The organism is Flavobacterium sp. (assembly GCF_047602195.1).
Taxonomy (GTDB): Bacteria; Bacteroidota; Bacteroidia; order Flavobacteriales; family Flavobacteriaceae; genus Flavobacterium.
Window position 1 is genome coordinate 1,277,487 of the sequence record NZ_JASGHW010000004.1, and the last position, 15,020, is coordinate 1,292,506.

Consider the following 15,020-nt stretch of genomic DNA (forward strand, 5'->3'; position numbering starts at 1 on the left):
CAACTATTCCCGGAGACACAACTTTCCTGACATTTGTTTACTAGCAAAAGCAATCGTCATGGATAATCCCACACCAGACCGCAACAGTTTCCAGAACCTTTCGACCGATAAGGCCAAAGGGCTCGGGAATGTGCCCACCCGTGTCAACCTATTGGCTTGCATCCGTTATGAAGGCCGCCGGCTGGAACGGCTCAACAGTGTCATGCAAGCCATCGAGAAGACCATCAACAGCACGGCTTTCAGACGCCAGGTGTTGGAATTCCGCTACAGGGGCCAATACAGCTTTTATTACCGGCGCAACCTGTTGGGGCGTTACATCGACAAGCCCTACACCAATGCACAGGTGTATGAAATCATCATGGATGCGCAAGAGCTCGTTAAAGAAGATCCCGAGCCTACCATCGACCTGTACCTTGAATTGGTCATCGGATCCAACGGCTCGGTGATTGGTTATGGAAATCCCGGGTCGAAGGAAATCTATACCTATTCTGAAATGTTCGACCAAATGGAAATCGATGAACTGGCCAACCATTATGTACACGAATGGTGTCACAAAATCGGCTTCGACCATTCGTACCTGCCGACCGCAAAACGAAACAGCTCGGTTCCTTACGCCATCGGAAACATCATAGAAACATTGCTGGATGGAAACCCATCCCACATCGAATAAAAACGCACACCGGTATGCCGAAAACGGGATCAAAGAGTAGGCAACAAAATTTAACGATCATGGAATTAACAAAACTCGAGTCCGAAATGCTCGACAACTACGACCAAATCAAAAAAGAGACCGACGAATTTGTGGCATCGATGAACGCCCATGGCTTTACAGATGCCGGAATCGATGGAATGCGCGAGAGAATTTGTGCCATCTGGAGCAAGATTAGATCCTTTGTGACCAAGCTGGAGGCATTACCGTTTATTGGCAAATACGTGGGGCTATTCGTTACCTTGATGGACGCAATCTGTCCTAAGTAAAGGCGCGATCTTTTCGTCAAAACAAAACTCCGGCAATCTACCGGGGTTTTTGGTTTTAAGGGCAATAGTTGGCGTTACCAAAATAATGAAGCGCTATTTAACAAAAGCTTTGGTTTACAGTACAATAAATCTGCATAAATTCAGTTATAAGCAGTTAATAATTGTTAAATGAAATGGAGTTCTGTGGCGAATGTTATCTTTGCGCCACATGTAGAACTAAGGTTACCTTTTAATACTTGACTATGCGCCCTATCTAGTATTATTAATTTAACCTTATAAGTATGAAGAAGATGATTTTTGCAGCCACCCTCGGGCTGGTGCTGTGCAGTTGCAATGCAGATGACGAATTGGTGCAGGATGCCGCACAGACAGGATCTTCGGCCGCAGTGGCCGATTTCAAGTTGACCAAACCCAATGCGCTTTTCCTGGAAGGGACCCAGATGGAGCTCGTGAACACCTCCAAGAATGCCAAGTCTTACCAATGGGATTTCGGTGACGGGACTACCTCCGAAGAAGCCACGCCCCACCATCTGTTCCCCAAATGCGGGACCTACAACGTAAAGTTGACGGTAACCGATGCCAATGGCGAACTGGCTTCGGTTGAAAAACCGGTGGATGTTTTTTGTACGGTACCGCGGCATCGGGCGAATCCGATGGTGTATTCGACGAAATAACTTTGGAAGTTAGTTTAAAAAAAGGACAAGTTTGAGCTTGTCCTTTTTTTGTTTTTGCCTGCCGGCGGGCTTTCTTTTGTCTGGCAACAAAAGAAACAAAAATGCCGAGCGCCGGGTTGCTCGGCGACCTGCCTGTTTTCGATGGCTAAATTGCAAAAACTCGCTGCGCTCAGACAGTTTGCAATTTAACGCCATCTTCAAACGGCAGGTGCCCGCCTGCGCAATCCTATGGCGCGATTAAGCGGAATGGGTTTTTAGTTTTTGCTTGCTGGCGCAGCGCAAAAATACCCACCCATGCACTACCTGTGTTGGCCTGGATGGGTTTTGTGCCGTTTCATAAAAAAAAGCAGGCCGGAGCCTGCTTGAATTAATTCGGGGATTGTGCTGCCAGTGCCGCCCTTCGTTCGCTGACCACGGCGATGAAGCCGTCTACTTCCTCTATTTCGCGGATCGTACGCGACAAGTCCATTTCTTTTTCGAGTAGCGCTATCGTCCCGTAGCTTTCTTTTCGGTTTTCGAGCGTGAACTTGCGGTATTCGAGCCGGGTCTTTTTATCGATGGCTTCGTCTTTGGATGGGCCGTCGGGCAGCATCGAGATGATGGTTTCGGTGGCGGCGATCTCGACGATTACGCCTTGCAGATCGGCATCTATTTCCTGTGAAGTCTGGGTGAACCTTACCGTCATGCGTTCTTCGGAAAGCCTCTTGAAATCGAGGTCGGCACGTTCTTTTGCGGCCAGTGAAAGCAACACGTTGCAATCGGCCACGAGGGTCAAATTTTGTACGGAGTACGTCATAATTAAAAAATTTATTGGTTACTGATGTGGGACGCAGTTCCGATTTGCGTGCCAAAAGCAGAGGTTTATTTAATTGATTATCATTATTTTAACAATAATTACTCTTTTGCGTCAATTGGTCGGAAAGCCGTGTTAACGTTTGGTGCATTGATTTTTTGGAGTTTGGATTCAAGCAGGAGTTTTTCGAGGGAGAGGAGTTCGAGACGTATTTCATAACGCAGCAGTTGGGCGTCACAATCCTGTTCGAAATTTTTACCGAGGACTTTGGGAGAGACCAATGGCCGGGCATTGGAATATTTGTCGGCAACGCTGCGCTGCCGAATAAATTCAGCCAATTGCTTTCGTACGGCGTCAGATTGCTGTTGCTTTTCCAACGCGCATCTTTTCTTTTCAAGCAGCAGCCGCTCGAATTGGTTTTCGCGCAGTAGGTGTTCAAGCTGCACGCGGCGGCTTTCGGCCAGTGCCTGCTGTTTGTTGTCTTTTGCCGGTGCTGTCCCGGAGGATTGCAGATGGGCCACGATCTCGGCCAGCAATTGCACCGCATGCGTCGGCAAATCGCGCCTGCCGCATTCGTACATCGACCATTGGCCACGGCTCACATTGAGTAGCATGGCTATTTCCTGTTGCGTAACGCCAAGCAGGTTTCGGAGGGAATTTTGTTTTTTCATGAGGTGGGTGGTTGCAATTTTGCAGTTGACAAAAATATTGCCACGGTTTCGTTGCAGGTTTTTTTGTTGGGGAATTTTTGCAACGGGGATTTTGCAACAACAATTTATTTCGACCTCATTTTATGATGCCAGTTTTGTAATACTGGTTCTTATTTTAGGATACTACCCAAGCGCTCCACCCGAAATGTTAAAAAATCGATCAAAATAGGTTTTTAGTTTCTCCAAAACCGTTTCTTTTTTTCTCGTCCGGTCGTCTGTAGCGGTAAATCTAGATACGGGTGGCAAAATGGAAGCAAATGCAGTTCCCGTCGATAGAATTTCGCCATTTTTAAACGCGTTGTTTACAAACCGTACTGTTTCTTCCGGTTTTAAATTTTCCTGTGTAATAATTTCATCCAATTCGGCTTTCTTTTGTGCCTTCACATAAGTGATCCATTCGTCTTCTACATCCGACGTCGGGGAAAGTGAAAGAATAAACCGTTCGATAAGCTCTTTCTTGTTGCGCAAATCAACACTCGAATCAATTGCCTTGGTAATATTGATGGCGATTTCCTGATCCTTGAGGTGACTTTCATGGTATTTTTTAATCAGCATCAGGATGTAATCGATATTGATCTCGACCTGCTTGATCAGTTCCATTTCAAAGACGATATCATCGTTTACGTTTTCGCGATCGCCACCTTGCGTACCACGAAACTCGTTATACAGTTCGATGTACATGCTGTGGTAATCTTGGAATTCGCGTTCTGACAGTATTTCTTTGCCCGCAAAATCGTCAAACGATTTGAGAATGTTCATCAGTTTCAGAATGGCACTGTACAACCGAACGAACGTCTTTTTGTTTTCTTCGCCCAAGATGCGTTCGCCAATCGGGAACTTCTCCAAAAGTTCGTGTACCAAATCGGCATAACCCACGATTTGCTTTTTGCCATCGTGGTAACCATTGTAGTATTCATCAAATGTTTTGAGCAGTACGATTCCGCCCGCATCCTTGTTGCCAAAAAGTGCGAGGCTTTGGTTCGTGGCTTCTTCGAGGTTTCTAAAACACACAATGTTGCCAAAGGTCTTGATTGAATTGAGTATGCGATTGGTACGCGAATAGGCTTGCAGCAATCCATGCATGCGCAGGTTTTTATCCACCCAAAGCGTGTTGAGTGTCGTGGCATCAAAACCTGTCAGGAACATGTTGACAACAATCAGCAGATCGATGTCGCGGTTCTTCATTCGCAATGACACATCCTTGTAATAGTTCTGGAATTTGTCGGGCGAAGTATCGTAATTGGTCTTGAAGTCACGGTTGTAATCTTTAATGGCTTCGTCCAGAAAATCGCGATGGCTTGCCGGCAAATTCTCAGTCGATTCGGTGTTTTCATCGTCGACGCCATCGTCGACGCCGTCATTCTGTCCGAAGCTGAAAATGGTGGCTATCTTCAAACGACGCAATTCGGGAAGCTCCCGTTGCTGTCGCTTGAACTCGTCATAGTACAACTTGGCAGCATCGATCGACGTAACGGCAAAAATCGAATTGAAACCGCTTCGTCTGATTTTTTCCTTGATTTCTTCAATCTTACAGCGGTCTTTTGCCGAGGCTACCTCGTGCACATTGGCCAAAGCCGTCATGTAGTACGGCTTGCTATTCCGGCTTGTCTTCTGGTCGAAATGCTCGAGGATATAGGAAACATTATTGCCTATGCGTTGCGGCGACATCAGCGCGCGCTCGCGGTCAATATCGCGGACTTGCTGGTCTTTGATGTCGTCTTTTTCACGCATCGTACGGATGTAATCCACACGAAACGGCAGGACATTTTTGTCGGCAATCGCATTGACAATCGTATAGGTGTGGATCGCGGTCGGGTGATTGTCTGGGCAATTGGAGACATCGCCGTGCTGGTAACATCCGAAAGCCTGCACTGTCGTTTTGAGGTGCGCCTTGCCGCTGCTTCCGGCATTTGTGGCGAAGATAGGCGTGCCCGTAAAACCGAACAGAAAATACTTCTTGAAATTTTTGGTAATGGCTTCATGCATGTCACCGAATTGAGAGCGGTGGCACTCATCGAAAATGAACACGACCGGTTTGGCAAAAATCGGGTGGTTCTTTTGTTTCTTGATCAGGATCGACAGCTTCTGTATGGTCGTGATGATGATGTTGGCCTCGGGATCGTCGAGTTGTTTTTTGAGTACCGCCGTGTTGGTGTTACTGTTGGCCGCGCCTTTCTCAAACTTATCGTACTCCTTCATCGTCTGGTAATCGAGGTCTTTTCGGTCTACCACAAACAACACCTTGTCGATATAATCCAGCTTGCTCGCAAGCTGCGCCGTCTTGAACGAGGTCAGCGTCTTGCCACTTCCGGTGGTGTGCCAAACATAGCCGCCTGCGTCGACCGAGCCGTACTTCTTGTAATGCTGAGAGGTATGGATCTTACCCAGGATGCGTTCGGTTGCCACAATCTGGTATGGGCGCATCACGAGCAGCAACTTGTCTGATGTGAATACGCAATACCGGATCAAAATATTTAACAGTGTGTGCTTGGAAAAAAACGTCTTACCAAAGTCCATCAGGTCCAGGATGGGCTTATTGTTACCATCAGCCCACCAACAGGTGAACTCATAGCTGTTACTGGTTTTGCTTTTCTTGGTTTGCTGACCTTGCTCCTTGAGGTGCGTGTACCGTGTGGTGTTGCTGTAATATTTGGTCAGCGTACCGTTTGAGATCACGAACAATTGCACGTACTCGAACAAACCTGATCCCGCCCAAAACGATTCCCTGCTGTAACGGTCGATCTGGTTGAACGCTTCCTGTAAACTCACCCCGCGTTTCTTTAACTCGACATGTACCATCGGCAGGCCGTTGACCAGTATCGTTACATCATAACGTGTGGCGCGTTTGCCGCCATCGGTCTCGTATTGGTTGATGACCTGCAAGGTATTGTTGTGGATGTTGTCCTTATCGAGCAGGTAAATGTTGCGCTTTGAGCCATCCTCGCCATCGAGCAATTTGATGTAGTCTTCCTGGATCGATCGGGTTTTTTCCTCGATACCCGCGTTGGCATTTGCGATTTCCTTGGCAAAGAAGTGCTGCCATTCTTTGTCGGTGAATGTAAACTGGTTCAATCGCTCCAACTGCGCACGCAGATTCGCTATGAGGTCTTGCTCGGTCGTGATTTTCAAAAAACCATATGCTTGTGTTTCGAGCAATTGGATGAACGCCTTTTCGAGTTCGGCTTCGCTCTGGTAGCTGGTTTCGCGGGTATATGACGACTGGTACTCGGCGACGACCGTGCTCTCGGGGTTTTCAGAAATCAGGTGGAATTCACTCATGGCGTTATCTTTTATACCGTTTCACATTTTTTAAAATCAAGCAGCTTGTTGCGGTAGTATTCGTATTGTTGGCGACGCGCTTTGATTTCGGCGGGTAGGCCGGTTGAAATATCGTTGACGAGTGCGTCGAATTGGTCGAGGATTTGGACGATGCGGTTTTGTTCTTGTAATGGCGGAACTGGAATTTCAAATCCCCTAAGCGCTTTTAGCCCCAAATTTTTTATTGTGGCTCCAGTTTTTTGTGTTTCAAAGTAATGCTTTGAATGTCTACCTTGAAAATAGTAAAATAAGAATTTAGGGTTGAGTAATCGATCTGTTACATTAAAATAGGCTACCGATTTACCCAATACTATTTTTTGGTGTTTATAAATTGCTGAGTTACCAATAGTCCCATTTATAGATAAGAAAATGGTATTATTTTCAAAGAATTCAATACCATGTTTATCAAACATTTTCTCATCAACTTTCTTAGTAGTACTAAAGTACTCAATAGAACCGTTAATAAGATTATTTCCATTAATAAAATAATAGTCACCGTCCATACTGTAACTAGGAGTGCCATGGAGGCCGTCGCCTATTTTTGCCAATTCCCCTAAACTCTTCCATTCCACTTCCTTTCCCTCAAACGCCAACAAATGATTTCTATAGAAATCATATTGGCGCGTACGCGCCTCCAGCTCCGCCTCCAGCTCCGCCTCCAGCTCCGCCTCCAGCTCCGTGAATTGGTTGAGGATATGGACAATTTGGTGTTGGATGGGTATGGGCGGGACGGGAATGTATAATTTTTCAATAGCGTTTCTATCAATCGTTGGAACCCCACCTTCGCGCTTTTGATCTTTAAAATATTTTTCTTGTGTTTTTAGAAAAAAATACAAAAACCTGTCATTAATGTCTTCAGGCGTTTCTACCACAAAGGTACCGTCCGATGACCAAAAATTAGTATCACACCATACTACTTCACCAACACTTCCTGTATTGATAATCATTGTCTGGTTCGCCTTGCGATTAAATTTATTATAACGACCAAGCGGAATCAAACCTCCGTGAAAAACAAAATAAATTCCTTCATCTGTCAACTCTTTTTTTGTAAGTCGCTTACCTCTCAAAATTTTGCAGTAAGTACCTATTTGCTTAAATTCCACCCCTTCCGGACACAACTCTGCAATCAATTGCTCTATCTTATTCATACCACACCCTCCAAATCATTTACAATCGCATCGATTGATTGGCGCAATTCATTTTGCCGCATTACTATTCCAGCAATGCGTTCGTTTAGTTCTACTATATCGGTTTCCTCTTGCGTGTTTTCTTGTTCGATATAGCTGCTTACGGAGATGTTGTAATCATTTTCGGCAATGTCTGCATTAGGAACGAGTTTGGCAAAATGGTCGGCATCGGTACGCGCGATGAAGGCATCGAGGATGTCCTTTCGGTTGTCGTCGGACAATTTGTTTTTGTTGCCGCTGCGCACGACTTTCTTGGTTGCGTCGATAAACAACGTCGCGTTGTCTTTCTTGCTTTTCTTCAAAACGATGATGCACGTGGCGATCGTCGTCCCAAAAAACAGGTCGGGCGGCAATTGGATTACGGTGTCGACATAATTGTTGTCGATCAGGTATTTGCGAATTTTTTGCTCGGCACCGCCACGGTACAATACGCCAGGAAATTCGACGATGGCTGCTGTCCCTGAGGTTGAAAGCCACGAAAGCATGTGCATCGTAAAAGCCAAATCGGCCTTGGACTTGGGCGCGAGCACGCCTGCCGGTGAAAAACGCGGGTCGTTGATGAGCAGCGGATTGGCATCGCCTTCCCATTTGATCGAATACGGCGGATTGGAGACGATGGCATCGAACGGTTCGTCGTCCCAATGTGCGGGATCGATCAACGTATCGCCGTGCGCGATATTGAATTTTTCATAATTGATGTCGTGCAAAAACATGTTGATGCGGCAGAGGTTGTAGGTCGTGATGTTGACTTCCTGTCCATAAAAACCTTGACGGACATTTTCTTTGCCGAGTACTTTGGCGAATTTAAGCAATAGCGAACCAGACCCCACTGCGGGGTCGTATACTTTATTGACCTCGGTTTTACCCACGACGGTAATCTCGGCCAGCAATTCGGAGACTTCTTGTGGCGTAAAAAATTCACCTCCTGATTTTCCGGCGCTGCTCGCGTACATCGTCATCAAAAATTCATAAGCGTCACCAAAGGCGTCAATATTATTGTCTTGGTAATTGCCAAGTTTGAGTCCGGCAATGGCGTTGAGGATTTTAACCAGACGTGTGTTGCGTTGTTCGACCGTGCTGCCGAGTTTGTTGCTGTTGACATCGATGTCGTCAAATAGGCCGCGTACGTCGTCTTCGCTTTCGGTTCCTTTGGCCGAGGATTCGATGTCTTTGAAAATGGCATGCAACCGTACATTTAAATCCCTGTTGACTGCGGCATTTTTCACCACGTTATGGAACAATTCAGAAGGCAGGATGTAAAATCCTTTTTCCGATACGGTATCGGCGCGACCGAACTCGGCTTCCTCGTCGCTTAATTGAACATAATCGAAATTTTTGTTGCCGGTTTCCCATTCGGCTTTGTTGATATGGCTCGCGAGGTTTTCGGAAATAAATCTGTAAAACAGCATGCCCAAAACATAGGATTTGAAATCCCATCCGTCTACGCTGCCGCGTAAATCATTGGCAATTTGCCAAATGGCCCGGTGCAGTTCGTCGCGTTCTTGTTCTCTGGTCATTAAATTTGTTATTGTTTGTTGATATATGGGAAGGCGAAGTGAGTGTAGCCGACCATGACACAATAATATAAAAAAATGTTGGGTCGGCATCGGCTTATTTCAAAAGTTTTGGGGCCATCTTTGAACAGGCTATCTGCTTCGCATCCGATTGTAGTTCTGTCTTTTTTGATTGAATTAATCCCCTGCATTTTGCGGATAAATTCCGGAATGTGAAATCTAACGCAACTAAAATAATTGTTTTGGTAGCAAACCCATTTAAATGAAAAATGGATGCTACTCTAAGATCGGTTTCAAGCCGTATAAAATTAATCGCCCGATTTGATGATTCACAATGTTAATCGTTAAAATATATTGGAAAATTATATTAAATTTGCACCCCAACAACCACGCTTCTAAGCGTAAATGCAACGAGTTGACTTGGGCTTGCGTAAAGCATGAGTCTTTTTAAAAGACAATAACTACAACGAAAGACTTGAGCGCAGCGACAGCATGAGACCTTAAGAAGCAATAACTACGACGAATGAAATACAACACACGACAACCCGCCATCCTGCTCCTAGCAGACGGCACCATCTTCCACGGCAAATCCATCGGCATTTCAGGGACTACTTTCGGCGAAGTCTGCTTCAACACCGGGATGACCGGTTACCAGGAAATCTTTACCGACCCATCTTATTACGGCCAGATCATGGTCGCGACCAACGCGCACATCGGCAACTACGGCGTCAACCATGAGGACATCGAGGCCGACAAGATCATGATCTCGGGATTGGTCTGCAAGAATTTCTCTTTCAATTATTCGCGTGACAACGCCTATGCGAGCCTGTACGATTATTTCGAGAAGCACAACCTGGTTTGCATTTCCGATGTCGATACGCGTGCACTGGTGAGCTACATCCGCGACCATGGCGCACAGAATGCGGTCATTTCGACCGACGGGAAATCGATCGAGGAATTGAAGGCATTGCTCGCCAGTGTGCCCGATATGGAAGGCTTGGAACTCGCCTCGAAAGTGTCGACCAAGGAACCGTATTTCATCGGCGAACCGACTGCCACTTATAAAATCGCAGCTTTGGATTTGGGCATCAAGAAAAACATCTTGAGGAACCTCGCCAAGCGCGACTGCTACATCAAGGTGTTCCCTTACGACACGAACTACGAAACGATGAAGGCGTTCAATCCCGACGGGTATTTCCTCTCGAACGGCCCCGGCGATCCTGAACCATTGATTCTGGCGCAAGAGGTAGCCAAGGAAATCCTCAAGAACAACGATCCGGTTTTCGGCATCTGTCTCGGACATCAGATTTTGGCTTTGGCCAACGGCATCCCGACCTATAAGATGTTCAACGGACACCGCGGCATCAACCACCCGGTAGAAAATGTGCTGACGGGCAAAGGCGAGATCACCTCGCAGAACCACGGTTTCGCGGTTTCGAAAAAAGACCTCGAGAACAACCCCGATTTCGAGATCACGCACCTGCACATCAATGACCAGACGGTTGCGGGCATGCGCATGAAATCGAAGAACTGCTTCTCGGTGCAATACCATCCGGAGGCCAGCCCGGGACCGCATGATGCGTCTTATCTGTTCGACCAGTTCATCGAAAACATCCGATCGGCGCAAAACTAAATCGTTTGCGTTTATAAGTTTTCCCAATTTATTGCCGATGTGCTTTTGTGCCATACGGATATTTTTTAATTTCGGAAAAAATTGATTCAACTATTAACAAATAAACAATAGCATCATGAGCATTATCATCAAAATCCACGCAAGACAAATTTTTGATTCCCGCGGAAATCCTACCGTAGAGGTCGATGTCATCACCGAAAACGGCGTCCTCGGACGTGCAGCCGTTCCATCGGGTGCCTCGACGGGCGAACACGAAGCGGTAGAATTGCGCGATGGCGGCAAGGCTTATATGGGCAAGGGCGTTCTCAAGGCGGTCAAGAATGTCAACAACCACCTTGCGCAGGAATTGCTCGGGATTTCGGTTTTCGAACAGAACCTGATCGACCAGAAGATGATCGAGCTTGACGGTACGCACAACAAATCGAACATGGGTGCCAATGCCATCCTCGGGGTTTCGTTGGCTGTGGCCAAAGCCGCGGCGAACGAACTCAACTTGCCGTTGTACCGTTATGTGGGCGGTGTTTCGGGCAACACGCTTCCGGTCCCGATGATGAACATCATCAACGGCGGTTCGCATTCCGACGCGCCGATTGCGTTCCAGGAATTCATGATCATGCCGGTCAAGGCCAAAACCTTTACACAGGCGTTGCAGATGGGAACCGAAGTATTCCACAATCTCAAAAAAGTATTGCACGACCGCGGATTGTCTACCGCTGTGGGTGACGAAGGCGGATTTGCACCGAACCTCGCCGGCGGAACCGAAGATGCGCTCGACACGATCAAGAAAGCCGTAGAGATGGCGGGTTACAAATTCGGGGACGAGATCATGATCGCGCTCGATTGTGCCGCTTCGGAATTCTACAAGGACGGCAAATACGATTACTCGAAATTCGAAGGGCCGAACGGAAAAATCCGCAGTTCAGAAGAACAAGCCGATTATTTGGCCGAACTCGCTTCGAAATACCCGATCATCTCAATCGAGGACGGCATGTACGAAGACGACTGGGAAGGCTGGAAATACCTGACCGACCGCATCGGGGACAAAGTCCAATTGGTGGGCGACGATTTGTTCGTGACCAACGTGGAGCGTCTGGGCAGGGGCATCGAGCAGGGCATCGCCAATTCGATCCTGATCAAGGTCAACCAGATCGGTACCCTGACCGAAACGATCGCGGCCGTCAACATGGCGCACAATGCGGGTTATACTTCGGTAATGTCGCACCGTTCGGGCGAAACCGAGGACAACACCATTTCCGATTTGGCCGTGGCGCTCAACTGCGGACAGATCAAGACCGGCTCGGCTTCGCGTTCGGACCGTATGGCCAAGTACAATCAGTTGCTGCGCATCGAGGAAATCCTGGACAATACCGCTTATTTCCCTGGATTGAAAGCATTCAAGGTCAAGAAATAATTTTATTTTAAAATAAAATATAAAGGAACCCGGCTGATGTCGGGTTTTTTTGTGCCCGATTGTTATAGGTTTACAACGGCTTTTTTGCTGCTGATTCAAAACAAACAGACTATGAAAAAATTATTACTCCTTTTGTTATTGTTGGCCTCGGTTGCCCACGCGCAGATTGTCAACATTCCCAATGCCAATTTCAAGATGAAATTGCTCGCTGCCAGTCCGGCCAACCAAACCGCCTGCAAAAATGGCGTGTATGTCAAAATCGATACCAACAACGACAGCAACATCCAGCTTTCCGAAGCGATGGCGATTGATTCATTGAACGTGACCAGTAGCATGATTGCAGACATGACTGGTATTGCAAGTTTCACCAATCTGAAGAAACTGGATTGTACGAGCAACCAGATTGCTGCGCTCGATGTTTCGGCCCTGACCGGGTTGAGGACATTGGACTGTGCCAATAATGCCATCGCAACACTCAATGTGACGGGCTTGGCAGATTTGCAGAGATTGTATTTCTACTCCAATCAAGTTTCAACTATCATAGGGATTTCCAGTTTGACTGGCTTGAAGTTCTTCTATGGCGGCGATAATGACATGCTTTCGTTGGATCTTTCTTCCTCGCCCAATTTGGAGGAATTATTCTGCAACAGCAACAACCTTAGCTTGCTTAATGTCAGTGGTTTGAGCCATCTCGCGGATTTGGCTTGTTCCGGTAATGAGCTGACTGCTTTGAATGTTTCAGGATTGGGTAGCTTAAAGAACCTCACTTGCTTTGAAAACAATTTGGGAAGCCTGAATCTTACAGGGCTTTCCAACCTCGAGACGCTTATCTGCTATGACAATGGATTGACCGCGATGGCAGTCGGAAGTTTGCCCAAGCTTAAGAATTTGAATATAGAACAGAATCAATTGACGGGCAATCTCGATTTGACCGATTGTCCGCTATTGGAGTCGGTCAGGGTTGCAGGCAACCAAATCACCGGATTGGATGTTTCCGGCCTGCAGCATTTGGTCACTATTAATGCCAGTGATATTTTTTTGGGCAACGGTTTACTCCAGACCATCAATGCTTCGGGATGTACGAGCCTGTATGTCATTTACGCCGACAGCAATATGCTTACCGAAGTCAATGTAACAGGGTGCATCGGATTGTATGCGGTCTATGCTTCACACAACCAACTGACGGCATTTGATGTTTCCGACAGCCCGAACCTCGAAGCAGTCTATCTGGGCGACAACCAACTCGAGCGCGTGTACATGAAGAACGGTGGACAAGAATATGTTGATTTTGCCGCAAATCCAAATCTTGCCTTTGTCTGCGCCGATGAAAGTGAAATCGCGGGCATCCAGAATGCGTTTAACAGCCAGCAATTGACTGCTGCGGTCGTCAACTCGTATTGTTCGTTTGCACCGGGAGGCGATTACAATACACTCACCGGAACCGTTAGTTTTGACGAGAACGGGAACGGTTGCGGAGGGAACGATCCGGGATTCAGTAATGTCAGGATTAAAGTCCAGACCGATTTTGGCAACAGCATTGTGTTTTCGGAACCCAATGGCGTTTACAATTTCTACACACCGTTTGATCCTGCCATAATTGCAACGGTGCAACTAGAAAATCCGGCTTATTTCAACATCATGCCGCCAAGTGCCGTCGTTAATTTCTCGGGTACCAACACGACCCTGAACCAAAGTTTCTGCATCTCGCCCAATGGCGTTTACCACGATATGGAAGTCCTTGTCGTCCCGATTGACCAACCAAGACCCGGCTTCGATGCGCATTACAAAATCATATTCAAGAACAAAGGCAACCAGTTGGCCACGGGTACGGTCAATTTTACATTCAACGATGCGATTTTCGACTTGGTCGGCTCGTCGCCAAATGCTTCCAATCAGTCTTCTGGATTGCTGCAATACGATTACAGCGGCATTTTCCCTTTCGAAACCCGTACCGTATTGGTCACGCTCAACCTGAACGGACCGATGGAAATCCCTGCGGTCAACCTGGGTGATGTAGTTGATATCGGGGCGGTGGTTACGGCACCCGATGTAACCGATGCGCTGCCCGAAGACAATACGGCACTGCTCCACCAAACGGTAGTGGGTTCTTTTGATCCCAACGACAAGCATTGCCTTGAAGGCACAACGGTCAATCCGTCGCAAATAGGGCAATACCTGCACTATGTCATCAATTTTGAAAATACGGGAAGTGCGGCGGCTGAAAATATTGTGGTCAAGGATGTCATCGACCAGACCAAATTCGATATCGAAAGTCTGCAATTAGTATCGGCTTCACACGAAAATACCACCAGGATAGCGGGCAATAAAGTCGAGTTTATTTTCGAAGGCATTCATTTGGCACCCGAAGGCAAAGGCCACGTCGTCTTTAAAATCAAAACCAAAAGTGATCTCGCCGTCAATTCGAGCGTGAGCAACAAGGCCGACATTTTCTTCGACTACAATTTCCCGGTCATCACCGAGCCGGCGGTCACGACTTTTACTTTGTTAGGAACCGAAAAATTTACCGCAGATGCCTCGATCCGTATTTTCCCAAATCCGGTCAGGGACATCGTCAAGGTTAAAGCCGACGGTAATATTCAATCGGTAACAGTGTATGATGCGCAGGGCAGGTTGCTGCAGACACAAATTTCGGATGCGGCTGAAACAGCAGTCAATTTTCAGGGATATTCCGCAGGGATTTATTACCTCAAAGTCGGCACCGCATCAGGACAGGTGACACAATCCATCGTCAAGCAATAGAAAACCCAAATGCGTTAACAAACGACAGCTCGTGTCAGGTTT

General features: G+C 47.0%; 11 protein-coding genes. 6 read left to right on the forward strand and 5 right to left on the reverse strand.

Features of this window, described 5'->3' with window-relative positions; translation table 11 throughout:
- Window positions 1-58: 58 nt before the first annotated feature.
- From QM717_RS11810 to QM717_RS11820, 3 genes are all read left to right on the forward strand, one after another.
- Entirely contained in the window at window positions 59-670 is a 612-nt protein-coding gene (locus QM717_RS11810; RefSeq protein WP_415037665.1) for a hypothetical protein, read from the forward strand.
- 59 nt (window positions 671-729) lie between these two features.
- On the forward strand, window positions 730-978 hold the full coding sequence (locus QM717_RS11815) for a hypothetical protein (protein WP_415037666.1): 249 nt from the start codon (window positions 730-732) through the stop codon (window positions 976-978).
- A gap of 281 nt (window positions 979-1,259) precedes the next feature.
- Window positions 1,260-1,652 carry a PKD domain-containing protein gene (locus QM717_RS11820; RefSeq protein ID WP_415037667.1) on the forward strand — a complete coding sequence of 131 codons (393 nt, stop codon included), beginning with the start codon at window positions 1,260-1,262 and terminating at the stop codon, window positions 1,650-1,652.
- A 367-nt stretch (window positions 1,653-2,019) separates the two neighbouring features.
- Here QM717_RS11820 and QM717_RS11825 read toward each other — a convergent pair whose 3' ends face one another.
- The 5 genes from QM717_RS11825 to QM717_RS11845 all read right to left on the reverse strand — a co-directional run bounded on the left by QM717_RS11825 (window position 2,020) and on the right by QM717_RS11845 (window position 9,177).
- Window positions 2,020-2,448: a hypothetical protein gene (locus tag QM717_RS11825; RefSeq protein WP_415037668.1), complete on the reverse strand. Its 429-nt coding sequence runs from the start codon at window positions 2,446-2,448 to the stop codon at window positions 2,020-2,022.
- A 98-nt stretch (window positions 2,449-2,546) separates the two neighbouring features.
- On the reverse strand, window positions 2,547-3,116 hold the full coding sequence (locus QM717_RS11830) for a helix-turn-helix domain-containing protein (protein ID WP_415037669.1): 570 nt from the start codon (window positions 3,114-3,116) through the stop codon (window positions 2,547-2,549).
- Window positions 3,117-3,278: 162 nt separating this feature from the next.
- Complete coding sequence (locus tag QM717_RS11835; RefSeq protein ID WP_415037670.1) at window positions 3,279-6,434, reverse strand: type I restriction endonuclease subunit R; 3,156 nt, start codon at window positions 6,432-6,434, stop codon at window positions 3,279-3,281.
- Window positions 6,435-6,445: 11 nt separating this feature from the next.
- On the reverse strand, window positions 6,446-7,621 hold the full coding sequence (locus QM717_RS11840) for a restriction endonuclease subunit S (protein ID WP_415037671.1): 1,176 nt from the start codon (window positions 7,619-7,621) through the stop codon (window positions 6,446-6,448).
- Entirely contained in the window at window positions 7,618-9,177 is a 1,560-nt protein-coding gene (locus QM717_RS11845; protein ID WP_415037672.1) for a type I restriction-modification system subunit M, read from the reverse strand. The genes QM717_RS11840 and QM717_RS11845 overlap by 4 nt, the downstream gene beginning before the upstream one ends.
- A 520-nt stretch (window positions 9,178-9,697) precedes the next feature.
- On the opposite strand from QM717_RS11845, the gene carA reads away from it, so the two are divergent.
- The 3 genes from carA (at window position 9,698) to QM717_RS11860 (ending at window position 14,978) form a co-directional block, all read left to right on the forward strand.
- Window positions 9,698-10,807: a glutamine-hydrolyzing carbamoyl-phosphate synthase small subunit gene (gene carA, locus QM717_RS11850; protein ID WP_415037673.1), complete on the forward strand. Its 1,110-nt coding sequence runs from the start codon at window positions 9,698-9,700 to the stop codon at window positions 10,805-10,807.
- 115 nt (window positions 10,808-10,922) lie between these two features.
- Window positions 10,923-12,218 carry a phosphopyruvate hydratase gene (gene eno, locus QM717_RS11855; protein WP_415037674.1) on the forward strand — a complete coding sequence of 432 codons (1,296 nt, stop codon included), beginning with the start codon at window positions 10,923-10,925 and terminating at the stop codon, window positions 12,216-12,218.
- Window positions 12,219-12,329: 111 nt separating this feature from the next.
- Window positions 12,330-14,978: a leucine-rich repeat domain-containing protein gene (locus tag QM717_RS11860; protein WP_415037675.1), complete on the forward strand. Its 2,649-nt coding sequence runs from the start codon at window positions 12,330-12,332 to the stop codon at window positions 14,976-14,978.
- Window positions 14,979-15,020: the final 42 nt, after the last annotated feature.

Excerpts from the sequence above, each read along its gene's own strand:
- QM717_RS11830 (WP_415037669.1), bottom strand. The coding sequence starts at position 3,116 with ATGAAAAAACAAAATTCCCTCCGAAACCTGCTTGGCGTTACGCAACAG.
- QM717_RS11860 (WP_415037675.1), top strand. The coding sequence starts at position 12,330 with ATGAAAAAATTATTACTCCTTTTGTTATTGTTGGCCTCGGTTGCCCAC.
- QM717_RS11820 (WP_415037667.1), top strand. The coding sequence starts at position 1,260 with ATGAAGAAGATGATTTTTGCAGCCACCCTCGGGCTGGTGCTGTGCAGT.
- eno (WP_415037674.1), top strand. The coding sequence starts at position 10,923 with ATGAGCATTATCATCAAAATCCACGCAAGACAAATTTTTGATTCCCGC.
- QM717_RS11835 (WP_415037670.1), bottom strand. The coding sequence starts at position 6,434 with ATGAGTGAATTCCACCTGATTTCTGAAAACCCCGAGAGCACGGTCGTC.
- QM717_RS11810 (WP_415037665.1), top strand. The coding sequence starts at position 59 with ATGGATAATCCCACACCAGACCGCAACAGTTTCCAGAACCTTTCGACC.
- QM717_RS11845 (WP_415037672.1), bottom strand. The coding sequence starts at position 9,177 with ATGACCAGAGAACAAGAACGCGACGAACTGCACCGGGCCATTTGGCAA.
- QM717_RS11840 (WP_415037671.1), bottom strand. The coding sequence starts at position 7,621 with ATGAATAAGATAGAGCAATTGATTGCAGAGTTGTGTCCGGAAGGGGTG.
- QM717_RS11825 (WP_415037668.1), bottom strand. The coding sequence starts at position 2,448 with ATGACGTACTCCGTACAAAATTTGACCCTCGTGGCCGATTGCAACGTG.
- QM717_RS11815 (WP_415037666.1), top strand. The coding sequence starts at position 730 with ATGGAATTAACAAAACTCGAGTCCGAAATGCTCGACAACTACGACCAA.
- carA (WP_415037673.1), top strand. The coding sequence starts at position 9,698 with ATGAAATACAACACACGACAACCCGCCATCCTGCTCCTAGCAGACGGC.